At 64.4% G+C, this 23,807-nt stretch carries 25 protein-coding genes; 15 read left to right on the plus strand and 10 right to left on the minus strand.

Going from position 1 to position 23,807, the window contains the following annotated elements; all coding sequences use genetic code 11:
* Nucleotides 1-14: 14 nt before the first annotated feature.
* The 3 genes from dnaN to rpsT all read right to left on the minus strand — a co-directional run bounded on the left by dnaN (nucleotide 15) and on the right by rpsT (nucleotide 4,506).
* Nucleotides 15-1,133 (minus strand): DNA polymerase III subunit beta, encoded by a 1,119-nt coding sequence (dnaN, locus tag QSV46_RS18770; RefSeq protein ID WP_314954338.1) that lies wholly within the window; start codon nucleotides 1,131-1,133, stop codon nucleotides 15-17.
* Nucleotides 1,134-1,547: 414 nt separating this feature from the next.
* Complete coding sequence (dnaA, locus tag QSV46_RS18775) at nucleotides 1,548-2,960, minus strand: chromosomal replication initiator protein DnaA (protein WP_314954440.1); 1,413 nt, start codon at nucleotides 2,958-2,960, stop codon at nucleotides 1,548-1,550.
* A 1,279-nt stretch (nucleotides 2,961-4,239) separates the two neighbouring features.
* Entirely contained in the window at nucleotides 4,240-4,506 is a 267-nt protein-coding gene (rpsT, locus tag QSV46_RS18780) for a 30S ribosomal protein S20 (protein ID WP_314954341.1), read from the minus strand.
* A 384-nt stretch (nucleotides 4,507-4,890) separates the two neighbouring features.
* On the opposite strand from rpsT, the gene QSV46_RS18785 reads away from it, so the two are divergent.
* From QSV46_RS18785 to QSV46_RS18795, 3 genes are all read left to right on the plus strand, one after another.
* Nucleotides 4,891-5,208 (plus strand): hypothetical protein, encoded by a 318-nt coding sequence (locus tag QSV46_RS18785; protein WP_314954344.1) that lies wholly within the window; start codon nucleotides 4,891-4,893, stop codon nucleotides 5,206-5,208.
* A gap of 142 nt (nucleotides 5,209-5,350) precedes the next feature.
* Nucleotides 5,351-6,007, plus strand: coding sequence for a peptide-methionine (S)-S-oxide reductase MsrA (gene msrA, locus QSV46_RS18790; RefSeq protein WP_314954346.1), 657 nt, complete (start codon nucleotides 5,351-5,353; stop codon nucleotides 6,005-6,007).
* A gap of 194 nt (nucleotides 6,008-6,201) precedes the next feature.
* The gene (locus QSV46_RS18795) at nucleotides 6,202-6,948 is read left to right on the plus strand and encodes a polysaccharide biosynthesis/export family protein (RefSeq protein ID WP_314954349.1); all 747 of its coding nucleotides are present in this window, start codon (nucleotides 6,202-6,204) and stop codon (nucleotides 6,946-6,948) included.
* Between the two features lie 101 nt (nucleotides 6,949-7,049).
* Here QSV46_RS18795 and QSV46_RS18800 read toward each other — a convergent pair whose 3' ends face one another.
* The 4 genes from QSV46_RS18800 to QSV46_RS18815 form a co-directional block, all read right to left on the minus strand.
* Nucleotides 7,050-7,529 (minus strand): hypothetical protein, encoded by a 480-nt coding sequence (locus QSV46_RS18800; protein ID WP_314954352.1) that lies wholly within the window; start codon nucleotides 7,527-7,529, stop codon nucleotides 7,050-7,052.
* A gap of 177 nt (nucleotides 7,530-7,706) precedes the next feature.
* The gene (locus tag QSV46_RS18805; RefSeq protein WP_314954355.1) at nucleotides 7,707-8,378 is read right to left on the minus strand and encodes a dienelactone hydrolase family protein; all 672 of its coding nucleotides are present in this window, start codon (nucleotides 8,376-8,378) and stop codon (nucleotides 7,707-7,709) included.
* A gap of 202 nt (nucleotides 8,379-8,580) precedes the next feature.
* Nucleotides 8,581-8,922 (minus strand): hypothetical protein, encoded by a 342-nt coding sequence (locus tag QSV46_RS18810; protein ID WP_314954358.1) that lies wholly within the window; start codon nucleotides 8,920-8,922, stop codon nucleotides 8,581-8,583.
* Between the two features lie 20 nt (nucleotides 8,923-8,942).
* Complete coding sequence (locus QSV46_RS18815; RefSeq protein WP_314954359.1) at nucleotides 8,943-9,707, minus strand: alpha/beta fold hydrolase; 765 nt, start codon at nucleotides 9,705-9,707, stop codon at nucleotides 8,943-8,945.
* Nucleotides 9,708-10,019: 312 nt separating this feature from the next.
* On the opposite strand from QSV46_RS18815, the gene QSV46_RS18820 reads away from it, so the two are divergent.
* The 3 genes from QSV46_RS18820 to QSV46_RS18830 all read left to right on the plus strand — a co-directional run bounded on the left by QSV46_RS18820 (nucleotide 10,020) and on the right by QSV46_RS18830 (nucleotide 14,296).
* Nucleotides 10,020-10,511, plus strand: coding sequence for a (2Fe-2S)-binding protein (locus QSV46_RS18820; protein WP_314954361.1), 492 nt, complete (start codon nucleotides 10,020-10,022; stop codon nucleotides 10,509-10,511).
* Nucleotides 10,508-12,790: a xanthine dehydrogenase family protein molybdopterin-binding subunit gene (locus QSV46_RS18825; protein ID WP_314954364.1), complete on the plus strand. Its 2,283-nt coding sequence runs from the start codon at nucleotides 10,508-10,510 to the stop codon at nucleotides 12,788-12,790. The genes QSV46_RS18820 and QSV46_RS18825 overlap by 4 nt, the downstream gene beginning before the upstream one ends.
* A 411-nt stretch (nucleotides 12,791-13,201) precedes the next feature.
* Complete coding sequence (locus QSV46_RS18830; protein ID WP_314954367.1) at nucleotides 13,202-14,296, plus strand: HD domain-containing protein; 1,095 nt, start codon at nucleotides 13,202-13,204, stop codon at nucleotides 14,294-14,296.
* Nucleotides 14,297-14,388: 92 nt separating this feature from the next.
* Here the strand turns inward: QSV46_RS18830 and QSV46_RS18835 are convergent, their stop codons facing one another.
* Both QSV46_RS18835 and QSV46_RS18840 read right to left on the minus strand, forming a co-directional pair.
* Nucleotides 14,389-15,969, minus strand: coding sequence for an AMP-binding protein (locus tag QSV46_RS18835; RefSeq protein ID WP_314954369.1), 1,581 nt, complete (start codon nucleotides 15,967-15,969; stop codon nucleotides 14,389-14,391).
* Nucleotides 15,970-16,065: 96 nt separating this feature from the next.
* Nucleotides 16,066-16,476, minus strand: coding sequence for a VOC family protein (locus QSV46_RS18840; protein WP_314954372.1), 411 nt, complete (start codon nucleotides 16,474-16,476; stop codon nucleotides 16,066-16,068).
* 137 nt (nucleotides 16,477-16,613) lie between these two features.
* On the opposite strand from QSV46_RS18840, the gene QSV46_RS18845 reads away from it, so the two are divergent.
* The 5 genes from QSV46_RS18845 to QSV46_RS18865 all read left to right on the plus strand — a co-directional run bounded on the left by QSV46_RS18845 (nucleotide 16,614) and on the right by QSV46_RS18865 (nucleotide 19,658).
* Nucleotides 16,614-17,588: a tripartite tricarboxylate transporter substrate binding protein gene (locus tag QSV46_RS18845; protein WP_314954375.1), complete on the plus strand. Its 975-nt coding sequence runs from the start codon at nucleotides 16,614-16,616 to the stop codon at nucleotides 17,586-17,588.
* Nucleotides 17,589-17,735: 147 nt separating this feature from the next.
* On the plus strand, nucleotides 17,736-18,008 hold the full coding sequence (locus QSV46_RS18850; RefSeq protein WP_314954378.1) for a DUF3551 domain-containing protein: 273 nt from the start codon (nucleotides 17,736-17,738) through the stop codon (nucleotides 18,006-18,008).
* A gap of 99 nt (nucleotides 18,009-18,107) precedes the next feature.
* Nucleotides 18,108-18,560 (plus strand): metalloregulator ArsR/SmtB family transcription factor, encoded by a 453-nt coding sequence (locus tag QSV46_RS18855; RefSeq protein ID WP_314954381.1) that lies wholly within the window; start codon nucleotides 18,108-18,110, stop codon nucleotides 18,558-18,560.
* Complete coding sequence (locus QSV46_RS18860) at nucleotides 18,560-18,904, plus strand: SRPBCC domain-containing protein (RefSeq protein WP_314954443.1); 345 nt, start codon at nucleotides 18,560-18,562, stop codon at nucleotides 18,902-18,904. The genes QSV46_RS18855 and QSV46_RS18860 overlap by 1 nt, the downstream gene beginning before the upstream one ends.
* Before the next feature lie 16 nt (nucleotides 18,905-18,920).
* Complete coding sequence (locus tag QSV46_RS18865; RefSeq protein WP_314954384.1) at nucleotides 18,921-19,658, plus strand: thioredoxin family protein; 738 nt, start codon at nucleotides 18,921-18,923, stop codon at nucleotides 19,656-19,658.
* A 237-nt stretch (nucleotides 19,659-19,895) separates the two neighbouring features.
* On the opposite strand, the gene QSV46_RS18870 is transcribed toward QSV46_RS18865, so the two are convergent.
* The gene (locus tag QSV46_RS18870; RefSeq protein WP_314954386.1) at nucleotides 19,896-21,143 is read right to left on the minus strand and encodes a S1C family serine protease; all 1,248 of its coding nucleotides are present in this window, start codon (nucleotides 21,141-21,143) and stop codon (nucleotides 19,896-19,898) included.
* Nucleotides 21,144-21,347: 204 nt separating this feature from the next.
* Here QSV46_RS18870 and QSV46_RS18875 point away from each other — a divergent pair, with 204 nt between their 5' ends.
* The 4 genes from QSV46_RS18875 to QSV46_RS18890 all read left to right on the plus strand — a co-directional run bounded on the left by QSV46_RS18875 (nucleotide 21,348) and on the right by QSV46_RS18890 (nucleotide 23,758).
* Nucleotides 21,348-21,965 (plus strand): hypothetical protein, encoded by a 618-nt coding sequence (locus QSV46_RS18875; protein WP_314954389.1) that lies wholly within the window; start codon nucleotides 21,348-21,350, stop codon nucleotides 21,963-21,965.
* Nucleotides 21,952-22,326, plus strand: coding sequence for a transcriptional regulator (locus QSV46_RS18880; RefSeq protein WP_314954392.1), 375 nt, complete (start codon nucleotides 21,952-21,954; stop codon nucleotides 22,324-22,326). Before QSV46_RS18875 ends, QSV46_RS18880 begins: the two co-directional genes overlap by 14 nt.
* A gap of 29 nt (nucleotides 22,327-22,355) precedes the next feature.
* The gene (locus QSV46_RS18885; RefSeq protein WP_314954395.1) at nucleotides 22,356-23,096 is read left to right on the plus strand and encodes a di-trans,poly-cis-decaprenylcistransferase; all 741 of its coding nucleotides are present in this window, start codon (nucleotides 22,356-22,358) and stop codon (nucleotides 23,094-23,096) included.
* Nucleotides 23,097-23,215: 119 nt separating this feature from the next.
* On the plus strand, nucleotides 23,216-23,758 hold the full coding sequence (locus QSV46_RS18890) for a GNAT family N-acetyltransferase (protein ID WP_314954398.1): 543 nt from the start codon (nucleotides 23,216-23,218) through the stop codon (nucleotides 23,756-23,758).
* Nucleotides 23,759-23,807: the final 49 nt, after the last annotated feature.

Here is a 23,807-nt window from a genome sequence, read left to right on the forward strand (position 1 = left end):
GAGGGGAAATACCCTCACACCCGCATCGGCATCAGCACGTACAGCGCGCTCTTGTCGTCGCGGTCTTGCACCAGCGTCGGGGAGCCGGGGTCGGCGAGCCTCAAGGTTGCGACGTCGCCTTCGATCTGGGCGGCGATGTCGAGCAAATAGCGGGAGTTGAAGCCGATATCGAGGGCGTCGGAGGCGTACTCGACCTCGAGCTCTTCGGTCGCGCTGCCGGAATCCGGGTTGGTGACGGACAGCACCAGCTTGCCCGGCGACAGCGACAGCTTTACGGCGCGGCCGCGCTCGCTCGAAATCGTCGAGACGCGGTCGACCGCACTCTCGAAATCCTTCTTGTCGACCACGAGTTCCTTGTCGTTGCCTTGCGGGATGACGCGGCTGTAGTCGGGGAAGGTGCCGTCGATCAGCTTCGAGGTCAGCACCACATTGCCGATGGTGAAGCGGATCTTGGCCTGCGACAGCTCGATCGTCATCTCGGCGTCGGCGTCCTCGATCAGGCGCTGCACCTCGCCGACCGTCTTGCGCGGCACGATCACGCCGGGCATGCCGTCGGCGCCCTTGGGCTGGACCAAATCGAGCTGGGCGAGGCGGTGACCGTCGGTGGCGACGCCGCGCAGGGTGGCGGCCTTGGCGGTGCCGGCGGCGTGCAGATAGATGCCGTTGAGATAGTAGCGCGTCTCTTCCGTGGAGATCGCGAACTGGGTGCGGTCGATCAGCCGCTTGACGTCCTTGGCGGCGAGGTTGAACGAATGCGACATGTCGCCGGCGGCGAGATCCGGGAAATCATTCTCCGGCAGGGTCTGCAGCGTGAAGCGCGAGCGGCCGGCGCGGATCGCCAGCACGGCGCGATCGCCATCGGCTTCCAGCACGATCTGCGAGCCGTCCGGCAGCTTGCGCACGATGTCGTAGAACATGTGCGCCGGCACCGTGGTGGATCCCGCGGTGGCGGTTTCCGCCGGCAGCGTCTCCGTCACCTCGAGGTCGAGGTCGGTCGCCTTCAACGACAATTTCGCGTTCTCGGCGCGGACCAGCACGTTGCCGAGGATCGGAATCGTGTTGCGGCGTTCGACCACGCGGTGGACATGGCCCAGCGACTTCAGGAGTTGCGCGCGTTCGACCGTAACCTTCATTGCACTACTCGCCCGATCCCCAAGATGAGAAGGCCGGGCGGCGGGACGCGCGCCACGGCACCGAAGACCCCGAAAAGCCGGATCATCCAGCCGATATGACCAAAGCTGTCAGGGTCGCGCAAGGTGGCGCGGATGGCCCCCGGATTCAAGGGATCGGAGGCAGTTCCCCACGATTTACCGACGTTTCGGGGCCGCCGCGGCGGGGCTGCGCTCCCTTGCCCCAAGGCCCAGATCGCCCAAAGCCAAGTCGCCCAAGGGGTCGTCATGCCCGGGCTTGTCCCGCCTGCGCGGCCGAAGCCGCTTCGGCGCGGCGAAGGCCCGCGCATCCACGTTCTTGGCTGCGGGGACAGACGTGGATGGCCGGGACAGGCCCGGCCATGACGCTGTGGCAGCATCGTTGCGCTCAATAGGCGTTTATTCCTGAAGCTGACGCTTCAGCGACTCCACTTCCTCGGACAAGGCGGTGTCCTTGGAAACCAGCGCCTCGATCTTGCGCACGGCATGCAGCACCGTGGTGTGGTCGCGTCCGCCAAAGCGGCGGCCGATCTCGGGGAGCGAACGCAGGGTCAGCGTCTTGGCGAGGTACATCGCCACCTGGCGCGGACGGACCACGTTGGCGGTGCGGCGCGAGGACAGCAAGTCGGAGCGGCTGACATTATACTGCCGCGCCACCACGCGCTGGATGTCCTCGATCTTGATCCGCTTCGGCTCCTGCGGGCGGATCAGGTCGCGCACCTCGCGCTCGGCCATCTCCAGCGTCACCGGCTGGTTGTTCAGCTTCGAGTGAGCGAGAAGCCGGTTGATCGCGCCTTCGAGGTCGCGGCCGTTATGGGTGATGGTGCGCGCCAGATAATGCAGCACCTCCTCCGGCACGTCGAACGTCGCATGATGGGCGCGGGCCGCCGCGACGCGCGACTTGAGAATGCCATGCCGCAGCTCCTCGCCGAGCGAGCCCATCTCGACCACGAGGCCGCCGGCCAGACGCGAGCGTACGCGATCGTCGAGGCTTTCGAGATCGGACGGCGGACGGTCGGCCGCGATCACGACTTGGCGGCCGGCATCGATCAGCGCGTTCAGCGTGTGACAGAACTCGGCCTGGGTCGACTTGCCCTGCAGGAACTGGAGGTCGTCGATCACAAGCACGTCGATGCCGCGCAGCGCTTCCTTGAAGGCGAGCGCGGTCTGCGTCTTCAGCGCGGCGACGAAGCCGTACATGAATTTTTCGGCCGTGAGGTACAGCACCTTGCGCTCGTTGCCGGAATTGCCGGACCAGGTCACGGCCTGGAGCAGATGCGTCTTGCCGAGGCCGACGCCCGCATGAATGTAGAGCGGGTTGAACATGACGGGGTCGCCGCGGCGTCCCTCGGCAACCTGGCGTGCCGCGGCATGCGCCAACGTGTTGGAGCGGCCGACGACGAAGCTTGCGAAGGTCAGGCGCGGATCGAGCGGCGAGCCGCCGAGCGCGTCGTGATTGGCCGAGACCGGCGCGGTCGCGGTCGAGCGCAGCTCCGGCGCAGGGGTACGGCGTGCCTCGACCGCGGCGGGCGCTTCCTTCGACTGCACCACCGGGCGCACCGCGGTGCGAACGGTGAGATCGATGCGATGCACTTCGGGCATCTCGGCCTGCCAGCACGACAGCACGCGCTCGGCATAATGAGCCTGGATCCAGCTCTTCAGGAAGCGGGTCGGCACCGAGAGCCGCACGCTCTCGTCCTGTACGCCTTCCAGATCCATCCGCGCAAACCAGCTCGTATAGACGTCTTCGCCAACGTTCGAGCGCAGCCGACTCTTCACGCGTGACCAGCGATCCTGTTCCGGTGTTGTCATCATTTGAGAACTTTTCTTCAGAGATATAGTTGCGTTGTGAGCGCCATGCAGGGTTCCTGCCAGGACCCTGGATGGCGCGACCTCAAGCGATTCCATCGTCGGACACAGCTTCGCCGTTCGGCGCGAACGCCGCGGGTCGGATCAGCGATGTCAGAGATTGAGGGGTCGCGAGGTCAGCGCGTACTCGGCGCTCCGTTACACGCGGGAGGCTGGACGTCCGACGGATTTGGAACGGCATCGTTGGAATAGGAGACTTGTTTCAATACCGCGTTGAGTCCGTAAGACATGATACCTCCCCGTCCTGCCGTGATTGCTCACGGCAAGGTCCTGCGTGTCCTGAAGACACCTGCGACCGAAGTCACCGATGCCCTGCCCGTCTGCACTTTTCGTCCGCTCGGCTTCGCCATCACGGGTGTCGGGGTAGTTTGATGACATCTCTCATTTGCGCCTGGCGCGAGCGGGATAAATCCGCTTGGAGACATTCAGACAAAGAGCTACCATTCCCACATTGCTGTGGGTTTTGAACCGACAATCGCTTGTTGAAGCGTCGCCAACGTGCACACCGCCGCCGATTTGCACGCTCGCCCCGTTTCCAAAACCGCGCTGGTCTCAAGATCGTGGGCGCCGCGAACGACTTAAGGAATACACTAAGCGGAAAGACTCGCAACGGAATTGATTCACACTTGAGGCATCAAAAAACTTGACCAGCGTTAACGCCGCGCGGGAGTTGTTCACAGGCTTGGGAGCAAGTTTCTGGATTCGTGCACAGATTCGAAAATGCGGCGCGTCATGTGACAACGACTCCCCCACCGCCAAAAATTTTTTACAAAAGCGTCACGCGCGCGATGCGCGAGCGAATTTTCCAAATGCTTGGCGGCGCTATGTTGATAAGTGATTAGCGAGACATCGTTTTTTGAGTCTCGTTTCGCAGGGTAACTCCACCGGTAGATGCGATCCGGTGAATCTACGGTGTGCAAAACTCGCGGCGCCCCGAATTCAAGTTGAGCCCGCGTCGCAGCGACTTTTTGCACCGCGGTGGAAGTTTCCGCTGTTGCAAAATCGCTCGCAGTAAAACTACGGAATGCATCATCGTGCCGACGATGCAAATCCTCCGGCCGAAGATCGGACGTCGCGTGACTGCTTGCGGGAATATGACGACAGGCAACAAAAAGCCCGGCACGAGGCCGGGCTGATTTGACGTTCCGATCGGATCAACCGATCGGATGACACTGCGAGATCACTTCGCGAGATTTACTTCGCGAAACTTACGCCTCGAAATTTACTTGGCGAGCTTGGCGATCTGCGCGGTGAGACGCGAGACTTTGCGGCTGGCGTTGTTCTTGTGAACGATGCTGCGCTGCGCGGCGCGCATCAAGGCGGGCTCGGCATTCGCCAGCGCCTTCACGGCAGCGGCGCGATCGCCGGTCGCGATGGCTTCTTCGACGGTGCGGACGGCGCCGCGCATCTGGGTGCGGCGCGACTTGTTGACGGCGGTGCGGCGGGCGATCTTGCGCGTCGCTTTCTTGGCGGAAGTGGTATTGGCCATGGTCTCAATATCCTTTGCGGTACCGGTCGCGTCTTGGTCGGGTAGCGCCGGCTGCTTGACCGCTGAATCGACGCTCGGATTTAGGGTGTTCGGTTGCTAGGTTATTCCCGGAACATGAGCGACCGCCTTGCGGCTGTCTCTAAGGCTCCAAGGAGCCTGCAACTGCTCAAAGAACAGCGGCGGCAGGATTGCGCCCGCCGCCAGTTGGCGCCCTTATAGAGAGGGTCTGCGGCACCGTCAACGCTTTCGAGGGCTGGAAAACAAGGCGCGGGCGCTCGAGATCGTGCCGTAACGCCCTGAAGAGGTTGAATTTCTGCCGCCTCCCGGCTATTGGCTGGCGGCGTTCCGGGGGTCGTCCGATCGGACGACCATATAAGGTGAGGCATGATCCGTGGCTTTTTCCGACTGATCGGGCTGTTGCTGCTCGCCGGTGGTTTCATTTTCATGGTCTATGACGGTGCCCGCTGGGTCGCCGACCAGACCCTCAAATTCACCCGGTTCGGCCAGTTTTGGAACGACATCAATCAGGCCAGCCAGACGGCGTTCCGGACCTGGGTCGAGGCCAAGGTCCCCTGGCTCTGGACCTCGGTGATCCGCCTGGTGCTGGACCAGCCGGTTTTTGCCGTCCTGGGCATTCTGGGCATCCTGCTGATGATCCTGTTCCGGCCACGCAAGCCGCTGATCGGCTATTCCCGCGATTGAACCTCGCGCTGGCGCCTGCGTAACAGGGCTGCCGTTCCCTGCGTAGACGCCTATATTCCCACCTGATCGCGAGCACGCCGCCTGAGCCCTTGGCTTTTCGAGTTGGCTCGGGCGACGGATCGCTCGTTGCGGAGACCCGATCATGCTGTTCATGCGCAAGACCACCGCATTGCCGAGCGCCGCGGAAGCGCTGCCCGGCCGTGCGCAGGCCATTCCCACCGCAACCACTCATTTCGTCAACGGCAGCAAGCTGCAGCCGCCTTATCCGGCCGGCCTCGCGCAGGCCGTGTTCGGACTCGGCTGCTTCTGGGGCGCCGAACGAAAATTCTGGGAGCTCGGCGACGGCATCTACGCCACCGCTGTCGGTTATGCCGGCGGCCGCACACCGAACCCGACTTATGAAGAGACCTGTTCGGGGCGCACCGGCCACACCGAAGCGGTGCTGGTCGTGTTCGACCCGCGCAAGATCTCCTACGAGAAGCTGCTGAAGATTTTCTGGGAGAGCCACAACCCGACGCAGGGCATGCGCCAGGGCAACGACGTCGGCACGCAATACCGAAGCGCCATCTACACCTATTCGGATGCGCAGAAGAAAGCGGCCGACGGCTCGAAGGCGCTCTATCAGAAGGCGCTCGCCGCCAAGGGGCTCGGAACCATCACCACCGAGATCGCGCCCGCCGGTGAGTTCTATTTCGCCGAGGATTACCATCAGCAATATCTGGCGAAGAACCCCGCCGGCTATTGCGGCTTAGGGGGCACCGGCGTGTCCTGTCCGATCGGCGTCGGCGTGAGCGCGTAAGCAGGTCCCTCGTCATGGCCGGGCTTGTCCCGGCCATCCACGATCTTTCGTGCGGCACCAAGAACGTGGATGCCCGGGACAAGCCCGGGCATGACGGAGTGTTCGGCTCACATTGTCACGCCCAGCCCCCTCAACGCTTTATTAACCATAACCGGTGCATGACTGGAGCCGTCTCGTTCCGAGGGATAGGTCCGGTGCCGGTTGCACGCGCGTTTCGATGGTCGATCTTGGCAGCGTCCCTGGCAGCGTCCGCCGCGCTGACCCTTGGCGGCTGCATGCAGACCGCCGGCCCCGTCGCCTATGTGCAGCCGCGCCCCGATCTCGACTCCATGGCCTATGGCCAGCCCTACAGCGCACCGCAGCCGGTCGTCGTCGCCGACAGTGGCGGCGCCATCGGCGCGCTGCGCAATTCCTTTGCCTCCTCGCCCGCGCCCATGCCGGTCGGCTACGCCGCACCCATGGCGGCGCGGGCCCGCTACGACTCCTCCTACCATCTCGACGCCGGCGACAAGCTGCGCGTCGTGGTCTACGGACAGGAAGGTCTCACCAACAGCTACGCCATCGATGCCGGCGGTTCGATCACCATGCCGCTGATCGGTGGCGTGCCGGCGCGCGGCCGCACTCCGGCGGGTCTCGCGGGCGAGATCGCCGCACGGTTGCGCAACGGCTATATCCGCGAGCCCTCGGTCGCCGTCGAAGTCGAGTCCTATCGCCCGTTCTTCATTCTCGGCGAAGTCACGGCGCCCGGCCAGTATCCTTACGTACCGAACATGACGGTCGAGAGCGCCGTTGCGATCGCCGGCGGCTTCTCGCCCCGCGCCAAGCGCGACGTGGTCACCGTCACGCACACCGAAGCCGGCGGCGCCATGCGCGCCATCGTGCCGCTGGGCACGCCCCTGGCTCCGGGCGACACCGTGTTCGTCGGCGAGCGCTGGTTCTAAAGCGTTTTCGAGCGAAGTGGATACCGGTTCGCGTGAAGAAACCGCGTCAAAAAAAGAATGTAGAGCTTCGGTTCTGATGCAATCAGAACCGAAGCTCCAGCTCACCTTCTGAAATCAAGCCGTCCGTTCGGAAAGCATCCGTCGATCCGCGCCGCGTCGACCACGCGTCCGACCCATGGCCGCGCGATCGCGGGGTTGGTCAGGTTGATGTATTTGCCGACCAGACGCTCTCCCTGCCGCGCAGCATCGATCAGTCCGTGCCGACGCCCATTGTCCCAGTCGAAACGCAGATAGATCCGGTTCCCCGCGACGCGAACTTCCGCGCGACCCTGCTTCCATTTTTCCGGCGTATCGCCGGCAATGGTCGGATCGGCGCCGCCGTTCCAGCGGCTCGCCCAGATGCCGTCGAGCGGATCGGAAGGCGTGGCGATGGGGGCCCATGCCGCTGCGTTGACGTCGGCTGCATCGCCGGCAAGCGTGGCGATTGCGGCATAGTCCATGACTTCGCGATCGTCGGGCGCGGGCACGTCCATGGCGCCGAACGGATTGCGGATGACGATGTTCGTATCGGTCTGCTGCATGGCGGATCTTCCGGCGTGGGTTGCTTGATCGGCCAGCTCTATCGCCGGGCGCCAGGCAGCAGCCACCCGATTCCTGCTCGATGTGTCATTGCCGGGCTTGACCCGGCAATCCATCAACTTGGCGAAAACGCGTCGCTTGATGAATGCGCGGGTCAAGCCCGCGCATGACGGATTTGGCTACCTCAAGTGCTTCGCGAAAAACGCCATGCTGCGTGGCCAGGCGATGTCGGCGCTGGCCTTGTCGTAGCTCGCGCGCTCGTCGCAATGGAAGCCGTGCTGGGCGCCGGGATAGATGAGGACCTCCACCTCCGGCCGCTTCGCCTTGACGGCCTCGACGTCGGTCAGGGGAATGCCGGCATCCTTCTCGCCGAAATGCAGCTGCGTCGGCACCTTGGGCTTCTCGTCGGCAAAGCGCACGACGGCGCCGCCGTAATAGCCGATCGCGGCCTTCAGGCCCGACAGCCGCGTCGCCGCGACGAAGGCAATGCTGCCGCCGAGACAAAAGCCGATGACGCCGACCGGGCCGACACTTCTCACTGCATCGATCGCGGCCTGCGTATCGCGCAGCATCGCCTCCCAGTCCGGACTGGCGACGAACTTGCGCGCCTCGGCGACCTCGTCGGGCGTGTAGCCCGACTGGAAGCCCGGCGAGGTCCGGTCGAAGATCGACGGCGCAATCGCGACATAGCCTTCCCCGGCGAGGCGGTCGCAGACCGAGCGGATGTGATGATTGACCCCAAAGATCTCCTGGACCACCACCACGGCGCCTTTCGGGCTGCCGGCGGGATCGGCGCGATAGGCGCCGAGCTGGAAATTGTCGGAGGCCGTCAGCTTGATGTCTTGTCCCACGCGGGTTGTCCTTGTTGTTGGTCGTTGATTGAATTCCGCTCGCCCCCAAAAACTCGTCATGCCCGGGCTTGTCCCGGGCATCCACGTTCTTGGCGCGGCACGAAGGATCGTGGATGGCCGGGACAAGCCCGGCCATGACGATGTGGCAACTTCGACGCATGATGGCGCAGATGCGATTGGTCTGCGCCATGGGCGACCGCTCTCACTCCCACATCCAGTTCTCGCCATAGTCCTCCTTCCATCCCGCCAGCCGCCCATGGCGGAATTGCAGGAACAGGCGATGGCGATAGGGAATCAGGCCGCTGCCGCCGATGTTTCGCAAAGCGAGGTAGATCTCGTTGCCGGGACGTCCGCGCACATATTGCAAGGGCTGTCCCAGCGCTTGTGCGGTCTGTCGGGCATCCATGCCGAAGGCGAGCGGAATGTTGTTCGACAAGGTCTCGACGAAGGGGCGGCGCGGTGTCGCCATGCCGAACGGTTCGGCCTGCGCAGACGCAGATATCGACAGCAACACCGCACCCGCAGCCAACAATGCCCGTTTCATTGTCTGAGTTCCTGTCCGTCCTATTCCGGCAAGTTCTTCAGGAAAGGCACCACCGCGTCAACAAAAGCCTTGGGCTGATCGATGTTGACGGCGTGCCCGGCGGCGGGAATCACGATTTTTTGTGCGCCGGGGATTTTTGCGGCCATGTAGTCGGGCGCGGCTAGGAACGGCGTGTCGTCGGCGCCGACCACGATCAGGCAGGGCACCTTGATGTCGGGCAGCAGCTCGATCACGCGTGCGTCGCGCTGGGTCAGCATGCCGCGCGCGGCAAGCGCCAGTCCCCTGGCATTGCGATGGCTGGCGGTGGCGCGCTCGCGCGTCGCCGATTTCAGCATGTCGAGACCTTCGCGATCGAGCTTGTCGGCCGTGCCGAGCGCCCGAATGTTCCAGGCTTCGCGTGCATCGTCCTTCTTGAAGCCCGGCCCGGTGTCGATGATCAGCAGCGCGCGGGCGCGCTCCGGATGTGCGCGATAAAACGCGAGCGACATATAGCCGCCGAGCGAGAGACCGCCGATGATGGCGCGTTCGGCGCCGGCGGCATCGAGGATCGCCGCGATGTCACCGACCGTGAGCGCTTCGCTGTAGGCGTTGGGGTCATCGGGGTAGTCCGACTCGCCATGGCCGCGCATGTCCCACAGGATCAGCCTGTGCTCTTTCGCCAGCGCAGCGATCTGCCCATGCCACATCGCCGAGGTCGATGAGTAGCCGTGGGTGAGCAGCAATGGCGGACCCTCGCCGTGAACCTCGTAATAGATTCCGACGCCGTCGCGATCGATCTTCGGCATTCCGCCCACCCTTATTGTTTGTCTTGTCTCCTCGCGCATCCTAGCCCGCCAAGTTACCTCGAAGAAACCGCCGTGCCGCGATGGCCTGCATGCTTAGTGTGCACTCTGTTGCGTTCAGCCGCTGCATCGCCGCTGTTCTCGCAACGCACAAGATGAGCGTGCCGCGTTTGTTTCGATCGATTCCAAATTGCATTTGCCTCTGCGACTGAACGCGATCATTCTTGTCACCAAGGCTGACGCTAGTCCGGTGGGCGTCCGCCAATACAAGTTGCCGCCGTAAGCGGCTTCATGCACCGGCAGGGGAAGACGCCTATGCCAACTCTCACCATCAACGGGCGGAGTATGTCCGTGGATGCGGCGAACGATACGCCGCTCCTCTGGGCAATCCGCGAGCAATTGCAGATGACCGGCACCAAGTTCGGCTGCGGTGCCGGGCTGTGCGGGGCCTGTACCGTTCACGTCAACGGCGAAGCCGTGCGCTCGTGCCAGACCATGGTCGGTGACGTCGCCGGCAAGAAGATCACCACGATCGAAGGCCTTGCGTCCAAGGGCGATCATCCCTTGCAGAAGGCGTGGATCGCCGAGCAGGTGCCGCAATGCGGCTACTGCCAGTCCGGGCAGATCATGCAGGCGGCCTCGCTGCTCGCGAAGAATCCCAACCCGACCAAGGAAGAGGTCGTCGCGCATATGGACGGCAATCTCTGCCGTTGCATGACCTATTCGCGGATCCAGAAGGCGATCATGCGCGCCGCATCCGAGATGCGCACCGCGTCCGCCTCCGGCAACGAACGGAGGCCCACATGAACAAGCACATCAAGTCCGTCACAGCTGAGACGACCGATCTCAGCCGCCGCTCGTTCCTGGTCGGCACCGCCGCGACCGGCCTCGTGCTCGGCTATGCCGGCGTACCCGGCGTCAGTGAGGCGCTCGCCGCGCCCTCGAATTTCGAGCCGAGCGTCTGGTATGCGATCTCGCCGGACGGTCTCGTCACCGTGACCTGCGGCAAGGCCGACATGGGCCAGCACATCGCCTCCACCATGGCGCAGATCGTGGCTGAGGAGCTGGGCGCGAAGTGGAGCGACATGCGCGTCGCACTTGCCTCCAACGACCCGAAGTTCAACGACCCCGTGCTGGGCGCGCAGATCACCGGCGGAAGCTGGTCGACCATGATGAACTTCGATGCCATGAGCCGGGCCGGTGCCGCCGGCCGGATGGCGTTGACCGAAGGCGCGGCCGCCGCGATGGGCGTGCCGGCTTCCGAGCTCGTGGTGCGCGATTCCATGATCGTGCATCCCAAGTCGAAGAAGCAGATGTCGTTCGCCGATGTCGTCAAGAGCGGCAAGGCGACGAAAACCTTCACGCCGGATGAGCTGAAGGCGATCAAGCTGAAGACCCCGGATCAATACACCATGATCGGCGTGTCGGTGCCGCAGCTCGACATCCCCTCCAAGACCAACGGCACGGCCAAATATGGCATCGACGTGATGCTGCCGGGCATGGCCTATGGCGCGGTGGTGACGCCGCCGGTGCGCTATGGCGCTACCGTGAAATCAGTCGACGACTCCGCTGCGAAGAAGGTGCCGGGCTTCATCAAGGCCGTCACCCTCGACGACAAGACCGAGACGACAACCGGCTGGGTGGTCGCGGTCGCGAGCACCTACGCCAACGCCAAGAAGGCGGCGCAGGCGCTGAAGATCGCCTATGACGGCGGTCCGAACGCGAAAGTCTCGAGCCAGTCGCTGCTCGACGAGGCCATGCGGCTTCAGAAGCTGGAGGATTCCGGCCAGTTCTTCGTCAAGGACGGCGATCCCTCAGCGGCGTTCGGCACGGCGGCCAAGGTGGTGGAGGCGGAATACACCACCAGCATCAACATCCATGCGCCGCTGGAGCCGATGAACGCCACCGCGGAGTTCAAGGGCGACATCCTGCACATCTATTCCGGCAACCAGTTCGCGACGCGCTCCGGCGCGATCGCCGCAGGTGCGGCCGGGATCGATCCAAAATTCGTCGTCATGCACCAGATGTGGCTCGGCGGCGGCTTTGGCCGCAGGCTGGATGCCGACATGATGATTCCGGCGGTGCAGGCGGCGAAGGCGATCGGCAAGCCGGTGAAGGTGATCTACACGCGCGAGAACGACATGACGATGGATTTTTCGCGGCCGCTCACCTACCAGAAAGTGAAGGCGGGCGTGGACGGCGACGGCAAGCTTGTCGCGCTCAGCCACGACGTGGTCTCGGCCTGGCCGACTCAGCGCTGGGGAATCCCCGATTTTCTGACGCCCTCGGTCGACAAGAAGGGGCCGCTCGATTCCTTCACGGTGAACGGCGCCGACTTCTTCTACACCGTGCCCAACCATCATGTGCGCGCGATCAAGAACGAGCTCGCGCACAACGCGACGCCGTCCGGCCAGCTCCGCTCGGTGGCACCCGGCTGGACATTCTGGGCGGTCGAAAGCATGATCGACGAGATCGCGGCCGCGACCGGCAAGGACCCGGCCCAGTTCCGCATCGCGCTGCTCGACGGCAAGGGCAAGAACGACGGCGGCGCGCAGCGGCTGCGCAACACGCTGCTCGCGGCGATGGGCCTGTCCGGCTACGGCACAAGGCAACTGCCGAAAGGCGAGGGCATGGGCGTTGCCTGCGTGTCGTCGCAGGAACGTGCTACCGCAAGCTGGACCGCTTGCGTCGCGCACGTTGCCGTCGCGCCCTCGGGCGAGGTGACCGTGAAGAAGCTCACGGTTGCCACCGACGTCGGCACCCAGGTGCATCCCGACAACATCCGCGCCCAGGTCGAGGGCGCGGCGCTGTGGGGCCTGTCGCTGGCGATGTACGAGAAGGCGACGCTGAAGGACGGTGGCATCGAGCAGACCAATTTCGACAGCTATACGCCCTTGCGCATGAGCCAGATGCCGGAGGTCGCGGTCGCCGTGATCGCCAACGGCGAGAAAGCCACCGGTGTCGGCGAGCCCGCCGTGACGGTGGTCGCCCCTGCCATCGGCAACGCCATCTTCAACGCCTCAGGTGCCCGCGTCCGGGCCCTGCCGATCACGGCGGAAGCGGTGAAGGGCGCGATGAAGGCGTAAGCTGGCTGCGATCGCGAGGCGAGATGATCCGTCGGAGGGCAACCTCCGACGGATTTGTTTGTGCGTGATGCACCACATCCGCATATTCACTGTCATGCTCCGCGAAAGCGGGGCATCCAGTACGCCGCGGCTTCTCGGTTCTAGCGGCGCCGTCTCGGAGTACTGGATCGCCCGGTCAAGCCGGGCGACGACGGCGGTGGGAGGGACGGACTGTGTCAAAAATTTCCCTTTATTTTCAATGACTATTCTACTGTGCATGGGGTTGTTTTCGCCGTTTTTGATGAGAGGCTAGGGAGCCGATAAAATTGTCCCCAATTGCGGAAGGTTCCGTTGAGCACGCCTCTTAAGGGCCGGAGAACCTGATCCGATCTAGGCTGACGCCAACTGCACTCCCGTGCTCTTGGGGAAGCCATGAACGCGCCAGCCAAATCCGCCGCCAAACGCCGGCTTCTGCTCGCCTCCGACCGGAGCGACGCGAGCACCGAGCTCGCCAGCATTTTGAAGGCGGTCGGCGATGTCTCGACGGTGACGACCGAGAAGATTCCCGAGCAGCCCTCGCGCGATCTCTCAGGCCTCGTCGTCGACATCAATCTGCGCTCGCCCGAGAGCGTGCAGCGGGTGCGCAACAAGCTGCGCGGCGACGCCTATCGCGCGATGCCGCGGCTGTTCGTGCTTGCCGACGCGCTGCATCACGGCACCATGCAGGCCTGGGCGCTCGGCGCCACCGACACGATCTCGCGCCCGCTTCAGCCCGAGGACATCCTCCAGCGCATTCGCGCCGCGTTCCCCGACACGGCCACCTATGACGCCACCGATCGCGGCAAGACGCTCAACCGCGGCGTCGAGGCGGCGCATGCGATTCTGAAGAGGATGTTCGAGAAGCTGCCGCTCGGCGTGCCCCTGACCTTCGATGACGTCATCGCCGCCGAGACCAAGATCCTCAAGGCGATCAAGCACTCCTCGCTGCGCGAGTGGCTCACCACGGTGGGTTGCCACCATGTCGGCAGCTACCGGCACTGTCTGTTCGTCACCGGCTTCGCCGTCGCGTTCGCGCAGCATCTCGGCATGCGCGAGGACGACCAGCGCCGGCTCACCCGCGCCGCGCTGCTGCACGACGTCGGCAAGGCCTTCGTGCCCTCCGTGCTGCTCGACAAGCCCGGCAAGCTCACCGACGAGGAGATGGCCGAGGTCCGCCAGCATCCGCGCCGCGGCTATGACGCGCTTGCGGCGCAAGGCGGCTTCCCGCCGGAGATGCTCGATGTCGTGCTGCATCACCACGAATTCCTCGACGGCTCGGGCTATCCGAACGGCCTGTCGTCGAACCAGATCAGCGACATCGTCCGGGTCACGACGATCGTCGACATCTACGCCGCGCTGGTGGAGAAGCGCGCCTACCGCATGCCCTTCACCCATTCGCGCGCGTTCGCGATGATGGAAGGCATGGGCGGCAAGCTGGATCAGCAGCTGCTGCAGGCGTTCAGGCCCGTGGCGCTGGGATCGTTCTGATTTGGGAGTCATTCCGGGGCGCGAAGCGCGAACCCGGAATCTCGAGGTTCCGGGCTCGGTGCTTCGCACCGCCCTGGAACGACAGAAAAAACTTACCCCACCATCTTCCGCAGCTCCGCCTTCGCCACCTTCTCCAGCGTCGAGCGCGGCATGTCGTCGACCAGCCTGATCTCGCGCGGCACCTTGAAGTCGGCGAGGCCTTTGCGGCAGGCCGCCATCACGCGGTCATGCAGATCGGGCGCCGCGCCTTCGACACCGCCGTGCGGGATGATGAAGACCACCGGCACCTCGTCCAGCATCGGATGCTTCTTCGCCACCACGGCGGCCTCGCGCACGCCGGGCACCATTGCGATCACCTGCTCGATCTCGGAGGCCGCGACGTTCTCGCCGCCGACCTTCAGCATGTCCTTGGCGCGGTCGCCGAACTTGATGAAGCCGTTTTCCAGCCGCTCGACGCGGTCGCCGGTGAGAAAGAAGCCGTGCTCGTCGAAACTCTCGCGGGTGGCTTTCTCGTTGTGCAGATATTCGGCAAACAGCGACAGGCCGCGAATGCCCTTGATCGCGAGATTGCCGGTGTCGCCGACCCCGGTCGGCCGTCCGTCGTCGTCGGTGATCCGGATCTGGTACTCCGGCGCGGCGCGGCCGATCGACATCGGGATGTTGGGCTGGTCGACCTCGCCGACGATGCCGTGGGTGATGGTCTCGGTCATGCCCCACCAGCCGATGATCTTGACCCCGAAGGCGGCAAACGCCGGCGGCTCGTTGATGGCGGTGCCCCACAGGCGGAATGTGTGATCCTTCGGGATCTCCTGCTCGAGCAGCGCCTTCATGCAGAACGGTATGGTCGAGGTCCAGGTCGAGCCATGCTCGCGCGCGGCGCGCCAGAACCGGCTCGCCGAGAAGCGCGGCTGGATCACGCAGGTGGCGCCGACCCACAGCGCCGCCAGCATCGAATAGGCCAGCGCATTGGTGTGGAACAGCGGCAGATAGGCCTGGTGCACGTCTCCCGCATGCAGGTCCTCATGCGCAGCGTTGATCCTGGCGCCCCACAGCGCATTGGCGTGGGTCCACAGCACCGCCTTCGGCCGCGAGGTCGTGCCCGACGTGTACTGCACGCTGCACGGCGCCAGCGGGTCGGTCGGTCGGCGGGGACGGTCGGCGCTGTCGGCGAACAATGATTCAAAACTGTCGCCGCGCGAGACGGGTTGCGCGGGCGCTGCGCCCGCATCATGCGAGGTCACCGCCAGCCAGCGAATGTTGCGGCAGTTCTGGGCGACAAGTTCCGCATAGGCCGGCTGCGTGATCGCAGCGACCGCGCCGCAATGATCGGCAAAATATTCGATCTCCGCCGGCGCCGAGCGGGTGTTGGTGGTGACCGCGATCGCCCCGAGCTCGACGCAGGCGAACCAGGCCAGCAGCGCCTCGATGCAATTGTCGAGATGAATGAGCAAATATTCGCCGGGCCTGATGCCGCGCCTGGCAAGCCCCGCCGCGAGCGCGCCGACCCGCTCGTGAAACTCGCCATAGCTCCAGCGCCGCGCCGGCGCGTCGAACGGCGCCCAGATCAGGAACGGATGTGAGCTGCGCACCTCGGCCCGCATCTTCAGCAGCCAGGGCACATCGAGCCCGTCGAACGGGCCGACGATTCCGGCTGCGGTCTGTTGAAGTGGCATGGATCCTCCCCGCGCAGTCTGCATCCTGATGGCGGCTGCATTTTCTTTATTGCGTCTTCCTGCCACCGGATGACGCGGAGGGCAATCGGGGGGACTCTAGCTTTCGTACGACGATATCTCGATCAGGCTCCCGTCGGGATCCCGGCAATAGACCGAGCGCAGCGTGCCGCGGGCGCCCTGCCTGGGCCCCGGGCCTTCCTCGATCGCGACGCCATGTGCCTGCAAATGCGCCACCACCTCGTCGGGGGCGGCGGAGGTGAGGAAACACAGATCCTCGCTGCCGGCGGTCGCATGGTCCGCGGTGAACCACTCGGCCTTGTCGGCGTCGCGCTGCCGGACGTTGATCTTCTGGTTACCGAATTGCAACGAAGTCCGCGGCGCTTTGCCGCCGCCGGGGTCGAACACCTTGACTTCCATCCCGAGAACCTTGCGGTACCACTCGGCGGTGGCTGCGACGTCCGTGACGTTGATCACGAGATGATCCAGGGCTTCGACCTTGACCGGCATGCCTTATCCTTTCGTCGTGATGCGCCGCACGCACTTTCCGCCCGCGGCAAGCTTTGTTACAACCGCGCCGACGACGCTTTCAAGATGTCCGGCCAGATGTCCGGCTTTCAAGAACAACACGTGGGAGAACCCTTGAGATGATCACTCGCCGTACCGCGCTGGGCCTGCTCGCCGCCAGTCCGCTTGCAGCCACCCCGCTGTCGAAGGCCCTTGCCGCCGATTATCCGGCCCGCCCGGTGAAATGGGTGGTCGGCTATCCGCCGGGCGGGGCCACTGACATCCTGGCGCGGCTGATCGGCCAGCGCCTGTCGGAAAAGCTCGGCCAGCAATTCGTGATCGAGAACAAGCCGGGCGCCGGCAACAATATCGCTACCGAATCGGTCGTCAACGCCGAGCCGGACGGCTACACGCTGCAGCTGATCAACCCGGCCAACTACATCAACGCCTCGCTCTATACCAATCTGAAGTTCAACTTCGTCCGCGACATCGCGCCGGTCGCCTCGTTCCAGCGCGTGCCGAACGTGATGACCGTCAACAAGGACGTGCCGGCCAAGACCGTCGCCGAGTTCATCGAATATGTGAAGGCCAATCCCGGCAAGGTGAACATGGCCTCGTCCGGCAACGGCACCTCGGTACATCTGTCCGGCGAGATGTTCATGGCGATGACCGGTTGCAAGATGCAGCACGTGCCCTATCGCGGCGCTGCGCCCGCGATCACCGACATGCTCGGCGGCCAGGTGCAGGTGATCTTCGACAACATGCCCTCGATCATCCAGCACATCCGCTCCGGCTCGCTTCGCGCCATCGGCGTCACCACCACAGAGCGCTCGCCGCAACTGCCTGACGTGCAGCCGATCGCCGAGACCGTGAAGGGCTACGAGGCCAGCGCGCTGTTCGGCATGGGGGCACCGAAGAATACGCCGAAGGAGATCATTGCCAAGCTCAACAGCGAGGTCAACACGCTGATAAAGGAGCCCGACATGGCCAAGCGCCTGGTTGAGCTCGGCGGCGAGCCGCGGGTGCAGACGCCCGAGGCGTTCGGCGAGGAGATCAAGGCCGAGACCGAGAAGTGGAAAAAGGTCGTCGAGTTCGCCGGCCTGAAGGTCGAGTAGCGGTGTTGTGATCCCTGCGATCGAAGCCCTGCCGCGAGGCGGGGCTTTTTTCTTGCGTGGTCTGCCTCGTTGGTCTGGAATAAAGCGGCGCGACGAAACCTGATGATACATGGCGCGTATCTGCGTCGTGAAGAGAGGAGTTGGGACATGCGCAACACGCAATTGGTGCTGCTGGCGCTGGGCGCGACGGTCCTTGCCGGCGTCGCCACCATCACGCCTGCGGCGGCTCGCGACTATCCCTGGTGCGCCCAGGGCGGCGAGTATGATTATCCCGGCGAATGCGCCTACAGCACCTACGAGCAATGCCAGGCGAGCGTCTCCGGCCGATTGCTATTCTGCGATCGCAACCCTCGCTTGGCCTACGGCCAGCAACAGGTCCCGCAACCGCACCGGCGCACGCGGCCGGTCGCGCCGTACTGATCGCGCCTCGTGCGATCGCAGCCTGATCACGCAGTCGTGCGGACCCGCGCCTGCGGGCTCCGGCTTGACGTCATTCCGTTCGCGTCTATACTAAACCTAATGGTTAAGTATGAGACCGAGACGCTCGACCGGACGTTTGCGGCGCTGTCGGATCCGACGCGGCGGGCGCTGCTTGCGCGCCTCGGCGAGCAGCAGAGCCTGTCAGTAAGCGAGCTCGCCGCACCGTTTCCGGTCTCGCTGCCGGCGATCATGAAGCATCTCGACGTGCTCACGGATGCCGGCCTGATCGTGCGGGAGAAGACCGGGCGAACGGTCTCCTGCCGGCTCACCGCGCAGCCGATGGAGCAGGCGATGAACTGGCTCAATCGCTATGCGCAGTTCTGGTCCGACAGGTTCGACCGCCTTGCTGCCTTCGTGGAGGAAGAGACATGGCCAACGCAGCCGTCAACACCGATCCCCGCACGGCCGAACCGCCGAGCCTCACGCTCACGCGCCGGCTCCGCGCGCGGCCGGAAAAAGTCTATGCCGCCTGGACGCAAGCCGAGCAGCTAGTGCGATGGTTCGGGCCGCCGAACATGACCCCGGCGACGCTCGAAGCCGAGCTCGACGTCCGCACCGGCGGCAGCTTTCGCATCAGCTTCACCCGCGATGACGGCGAGTATTTCGAGGCCGGCGGCGTCTATCGCGAGGTCGTGCCGAACGCGCGGCTGGTCTTCACATGGGCCTGGCATTCGACGCCGGAACGCGAATCGCTCGTGACGATCACGCTGAAGCCGGACGGCGTCGGCACGCTGATGGTCTTCCACCACGCCCAGTTCTTCGACGAGGCCGCACGCGACAATCACAAGCGCGGCTGGACCTCGTTCTTCGACAAGCTCGACGCCTTCGTCGCCTGACCTCAGGGAGGACATCATGCAACAACATCAGATCGTCTCGCGCGAGCAATGGATCGCCGCCCGTAAAACCCATCTGGCGCATGAGAAGGAGCTGAGCCAGGCGCGCGAGCGCCTCGCCGAGGAGCGGCGCGCCTTGCCCTGGGTGAAGGTCGACAAGGCGTATGTCTTCGACGCCCCGAACGGCAAGGTCACGCTCGGCGATCTCTTCAGGGGGCGCTCGCAGCTCGTCGTGCAGCACGTGATGTTCGCGCCCGACTGGGAGGCTGCCTGCAAGAGCTGTTCGTTCTGGGCCGACGGACTTGATCGCATGGTGCCGCATCTCGCCGCGCGAGACACCACGACGGTTGCGATCTCGCTGGCCCCCAGCGCAAAGCTCGAGGCCTTCAAGAAGCGGATGGGCTGGACGTTCGATTGGGTCTCTTCAGGCGGTAACGACTTCAACTATGATTACGAGGTCTCGTTCACGCATGAGCAGATCGACAAGGGCGTGCCAAGGTATAATTTTGGCACCACGCCGTTTTACGGCCCCGAGCTGCCCGGCATCAGCGTGTTCTTCCGCAACGAGGCCGGCGAGGTTTTTCACACCTATTCCTGCTTCGCCCGGGGCCTCGACATGATGAACGCCGCCTATCAATATCTCGACCTGACCCCGCTCGGCCGCCATGAGGACGGCCTGCCCTATCCGATGGACTGGGTCCGCCTGCGCGACCAGTACGAACCGCAGGCGGCGAGGGAAGCGTGCTGTCACGGGTGAGGGGGCGGCCACGCGCGGCCCAAATCAAAGGTGTCATCGTCCGGCTTGACCGGGTGGTCCACTATTCCGAGGCGGCAGTGTTTGAATCGAGAAGCTGCGGTGTACTGGATTCCGCGCCTGCCGCCTACGCTAAAGCTTCGGCGGCCCTTGACCTCAGCCGCGGCGAAGCCTTGGCGTAGCCGGATCGCGGGGAATGACAGCAGTGGTGGCGCGACAGCGTGCCCTTGTACCGATGCCCTACCTCTTCGCGTCGGCAGCCCGCTCCGTGCCGTTGCACGAGATCAGCATCGTATAGGGTCGCGCATTGCCGGCGATGTCGGTGGTCTTGAGCTCGCTCTTCGGTTCGGCCGTCTGGTAGGGCACCACGGAATTGTCGAGGAAGTCGCGCAGCGCGCCGGTCTTGATGGCGAAGTTGATGTTCTCGGGAATGTTGCCGGTCGCGGCGGCGATGCGCAGTACGGGAATTTTCGCAGTAACCACGCCCACGATCTGCCCGGTGGTGTCGAACAGCGGTCCGCCGCTATTGCCGGGCTGCACCGGCGCACTGATTTGCAGGAAGCGCGAATCATTGTGCATGCCGCTGAGTGAGCTGACGATGCCCGTGGTCACGGTGAAATCCGACGTGAGCAAGCCATGGTAGGGAAAGCCGATCGCGACGATGGAATCGCCAGAGCGGATCGAGCGGTCGCGGATCCGGGCAAAGTCCTTGAACGTCGTCGTCGACGGCGCCTGCAACAAGGCGAGATCGTTGTTGGCATCGCTCGACACGACACGCAGCACCATCGCGGCCTCGCCGGTGAGATTGCCCTTGATGTCGCCGACGCAGCCATCGATGACATGGTTGTTGGTGACGACGTGGCCGTTCGCGCTGACCACGAAGCCGGTTCCGCTCTTGGCCCTGGCGGGTTTGCCGCCTGCCGGGGGCGCTTGCTTGTCCGGTGCAGGCTGCGGCTTGGCGGCAACCTTGGTGAAGTCGCCAGCCTTGTTGAGCCCGTCGGCTTTCACCTTGGCCACGCAATTGGCCAAGGCCGCGATCACCGGGCCGGTCGAGGTTAGGTCGAAATTCAGGACCGAGCGGCCGGCCGTTGCGACCATCAGGCTCGCCTTTTGAAACGTACGCACGACATTGACCGGCATGACGGCCGTGAGCATGTTGGATTGATACGCCGTAGCGTACAGTCTGGCCTGCTCCCGCCCGTCAAAGGTCACGTCGATCGCGGCGTTCTCGCCCTTGTTGAATCGGTAGCTGGGACTCGCAAAGGCCAGCGACCATGTGCCGGCGGCATTTTGGCTTACCACGAGGATGACACCGTTCGCGTAGGGCGTCGTGGCCGCGCAATGCGAGAAGGCGTCTGTCTCGTCATTGCTGAAAGCGCCGCCGATCCAGTTGCCGACATTGACGCTGCCGAATGGTCCTTTCGCATGCGCGATTCCGGCGACGCTCACCTGCAACAAACACGCAACGATAAATGACTTGAGCCACATACTTCCTTCCCCCCGGAATGCTTTTGGATCCATCTTATCCATGGGAGGAGGTGGGGCGCAACCGGCAGTTGTCGATTCGGGGCGGGGCCCGTTTGCTGCGACTTTCCGGCTTGCCTTTACTTTGCGATGCGATATACTTTGCGATACAAAGTGACGGGCGAACAATCCCGGGCAATTGGACGGAGCAAGGGTTTGGCGTTGCCGATGCGCGATCTCGACAAGGCACTGGCCGACATCGTGGCGATCCGCAGCCAGATTGCGGCCGGCACGGCGTTCCGCGGCTACGGCCCGGCGACGATGGCTGCGACCGGTGCCATTGCGCTTCTCACCGCGATCTTGCAATTCTGGCTGCTTGGCGATCCCACCGGCGAGCCGCTCGGCTTCTTTTTCGGCTGGTTCATGGCCGCCGCGCTCTCCGGCCTGATCATCGGCATCGAGATGCGCGCGCGCTCGCGCCGCCATCATTCGGGCCTTGGCGATGCCATGATCCACCAGGCGGTCGAGCAGTTCCTGCCGGCAGGCATTGCCGGCGTGCTGCTTGCAGTGGTGATGTGGAAGTTCGCGGCCGAGACGCTGTGGCTGCTACCCGGCCTGTGGCAGATCCTGGTCTCGCTCGGCATCTTCGCGTCCATCCGCTCGCTGCCGCGCACTGTTGCGCTCGCCGGCGCCTGGTATTTCATGTCCGGCTTTGCCGTGGTGGTGCTCGCGAGCCAAACTCACACGCTGTCGCCGTGGACCATGGGCCTGCCCTTCGTGATCGGGCAGTCGGTGATGGCGGGCATTCTGTATTTCGCCTCCGGAGATCATGATGTCGAAGACTGACAGCGCGCCGTTCTCCTACGAAGGACTCGACCGCGTGATCCACGAGAAGGCGAGGCTCGGGCTTCTGACCTCGCTGATGGCGCATCCGAAGGGCCTGGCCTTCGCCGACCTCAAGCAGCTCTGCGGCCTCACCGACGGCAATCTGAGCCGGCATCTCGCCGTGCTCCAGGACGCCGGCCTCGTCGAGGTGACCAAGGGCTATGAGGGCAATCGCCCGCACACGACCTGCCGGCTGACCAAAGCCGGCCGCCGCCGTTTCCTCGATTATCTCGCCGTGCTCGAGCGGCTGGTGCGCGACGCCGCGAAAGCCGCGGGCCGCGAAGCGCCACCGCTCGGCCGTCTCGGCATCATCTCGACCTGATCCTTTCCTTTTTGACCGGAGACTTTGCAATGCAAAGTGAAATGACCTCTCGCAACGAGAAGCTTCACGTCGGCATCATCATGGACGGCAACGGCAGATGGGCGACGCGGCGCGGCCTGTCGCGCCTGCGCGGCCACGAGGCCGGCGTCGAGGCCATTCGCCGCATCGTCGAGGCCGCACCGGAGCAGGGGATCGGCACGCTGACGCTCTACGCCTTCTCCACCGACAATTGGCGGAGGCCCAAAGCGGAGGTCGCCGCGCTGATGACGCTGCTGCGATTCTATCTCGCCAACGAGGTGCAGAGCCTGGTCAAGAACGGCGTGCGTCTCTCCGTGATCGGCCGCCGCGACCGGCTGCCGGACGGTATCGCCAACGCGATCGCGCGTGCCGAAGACGCGACCGCCCACGGCAGGACACTGCATATGCGCATCGCGGTCGATTATTCCGCGCGCGATGCCATCCTCAACGCGGCGGCGAAGGCGGCGGCGCTGACCAGCCTCACCCGCGAAGCTTTCTCGCAGCTCGTCACCGGCGAGGCCGGATTGCGCGACGTCGATCTCATCATCCGCACCTCGGGTGAGAAGCGGCTGTCGGACTTCCTGCTCTGGGAAGGCGCCTATGCCGAGCTGCACTTCACCGAGCGGATGTGGCCCGAATTCGATGCGGACGATCTCGCTGCGGCGCTGGCCTCCTTTCACGGTCGCGAGCGCCGCTTCGGCGGCCTTCAGGCGATCATGCCGGAGAAGGTGCCTTCGCTTTCCCGTGTGTGACTTGCGGCACAGGGACACGAGCTGTTCGTTTTCAGCCGCGTGATTGGCGGCCACGTCCAAGCGGTTTCATTGCGGCTTCCGCTAGGTGTGCGTCTAACGCAACCTGCCGAGCGCTTCGCATGTCACGGCTATTTCCTGATTCTGTTGTCGAGCCGAACGAGACGAGAGGACCGGTCTGCATCAGGGCCGCCGATGCGTGCGACCTGGAGAGCCTCTCGATCTATTTCACCGGCCTTTCCACGATAACGCGCAACAAGCGCTTCATGGGCGCGCGGGCGAATTTTGCCGTGGTCGCAGCCGAATGCGTCGCCAAGGTAGGCGATCCCGGTCATTTCACCTTGCTCGCCGAGCTCAGGCAGGAGGGGCAGGGCACAATCGTCGGCGAGACGCGATACGCCTACGATGCGGCCGCGAGGCGCGGTGAATTTGCGATTTCCGTGGCGGATGCCTTCCAGCGCACAGGTCTCGGCTTGCAGATGATGACGGCGATGGAGAGGCGCGCAAGCGATCTCGGCCATGAGACGATTGCGGCCGAGACGGCGCGGACGAACGCCGAAATGCGCGGCCTTGCCAGGAAAGCCGGGTTCGAGGATACCGGCCTCGGCGATTGGCAGTCGGTGCATCTGGCAAAGCGTCTGTCGCGCCAGCCGCACGTTCGTTGATTTGCCGCCTGGCACGGATCGTGCTCTAGTATTCGGCGGGTATAGGTGG

Source organism: Bradyrhizobium cosmicum (genome assembly GCF_032290525.1).
GTDB classification, from domain to species: domain Bacteria; phylum Pseudomonadota; class Alphaproteobacteria; order Rhizobiales; family Xanthobacteraceae; genus Bradyrhizobium; species Bradyrhizobium cosmicum_A.

Excerpts from the sequence above, each read along its gene's own strand:
- QSV46_RS18825 (WP_314954364.1), top strand. The coding sequence starts at position 10,508 with ATGAACAAGCACATCAAGTCCGTCACAGCTGAGACGACCGATCTCAGC.
- QSV46_RS18890 (WP_314954398.1), top strand. The coding sequence starts at position 23,216 with ATGTCACGGCTATTTCCTGATTCTGTTGTCGAGCCGAACGAGACGAGA.
- dnaA (WP_314954440.1), bottom strand. The coding sequence starts at position 2,960 with ATGACAACACCGGAACAGGATCGCTGGTCACGCGTGAAGAGTCGGCTG.
- QSV46_RS18875 (WP_314954389.1), top strand. The coding sequence starts at position 21,348 with ATGCGCGATCTCGACAAGGCACTGGCCGACATCGTGGCGATCCGCAGC.
- QSV46_RS18880 (WP_314954392.1), top strand. The coding sequence starts at position 21,952 with ATGTCGAAGACTGACAGCGCGCCGTTCTCCTACGAAGGACTCGACCGC.
- dnaN (WP_314954338.1), bottom strand. The coding sequence starts at position 1,133 with ATGAAGGTTACGGTCGAACGCGCGCAACTCCTGAAGTCGCTGGGCCAT.
- QSV46_RS18810 (WP_314954358.1), bottom strand. The coding sequence starts at position 8,922 with ATGAAACGGGCATTGTTGGCTGCGGGTGCGGTGTTGCTGTCGATATCT.
- QSV46_RS18885 (WP_314954395.1), top strand. The coding sequence starts at position 22,356 with ATGCAAAGTGAAATGACCTCTCGCAACGAGAAGCTTCACGTCGGCATC.
- QSV46_RS18830 (WP_314954367.1), top strand. The coding sequence starts at position 13,202 with ATGAACGCGCCAGCCAAATCCGCCGCCAAACGCCGGCTTCTGCTCGCC.
- QSV46_RS18845 (WP_314954375.1), top strand. The coding sequence starts at position 16,614 with ATGATCACTCGCCGTACCGCGCTGGGCCTGCTCGCCGCCAGTCCGCTT.
- QSV46_RS18840 (WP_314954372.1), bottom strand. The coding sequence starts at position 16,476 with ATGCCGGTCAAGGTCGAAGCCCTGGATCATCTCGTGATCAACGTCACG.
- QSV46_RS18835 (WP_314954369.1), bottom strand. The coding sequence starts at position 15,969 with ATGCCACTTCAACAGACCGCAGCCGGAATCGTCGGCCCGTTCGACGGG.
- msrA (WP_314954346.1), top strand. The coding sequence starts at position 5,351 with ATGCTGTTCATGCGCAAGACCACCGCATTGCCGAGCGCCGCGGAAGCG.
- QSV46_RS18800 (WP_314954352.1), bottom strand. The coding sequence starts at position 7,529 with ATGCAGCAGACCGATACGAACATCGTCATCCGCAATCCGTTCGGCGCC.
- QSV46_RS18785 (WP_314954344.1), top strand. The coding sequence starts at position 4,891 with ATGATCCGTGGCTTTTTCCGACTGATCGGGCTGTTGCTGCTCGCCGGT.
- QSV46_RS18865 (WP_314954384.1), top strand. The coding sequence starts at position 18,921 with ATGCAACAACATCAGATCGTCTCGCGCGAGCAATGGATCGCCGCCCGT.
- QSV46_RS18850 (WP_314954378.1), top strand. The coding sequence starts at position 17,736 with ATGCGCAACACGCAATTGGTGCTGCTGGCGCTGGGCGCGACGGTCCTT.
- QSV46_RS18820 (WP_314954361.1), top strand. The coding sequence starts at position 10,020 with ATGCCAACTCTCACCATCAACGGGCGGAGTATGTCCGTGGATGCGGCG.
- QSV46_RS18815 (WP_314954359.1), bottom strand. The coding sequence starts at position 9,707 with ATGCCGAAGATCGATCGCGACGGCGTCGGAATCTATTACGAGGTTCAC.
- QSV46_RS18870 (WP_314954386.1), bottom strand. The coding sequence starts at position 21,143 with ATGTGGCTCAAGTCATTTATCGTTGCGTGTTTGTTGCAGGTGAGCGTC.
- rpsT (WP_314954341.1), bottom strand. The coding sequence starts at position 4,506 with ATGGCCAATACCACTTCCGCCAAGAAAGCGACGCGCAAGATCGCCCGC.
- QSV46_RS18855 (WP_314954381.1), top strand. The coding sequence starts at position 18,108 with ATGGTTAAGTATGAGACCGAGACGCTCGACCGGACGTTTGCGGCGCTG.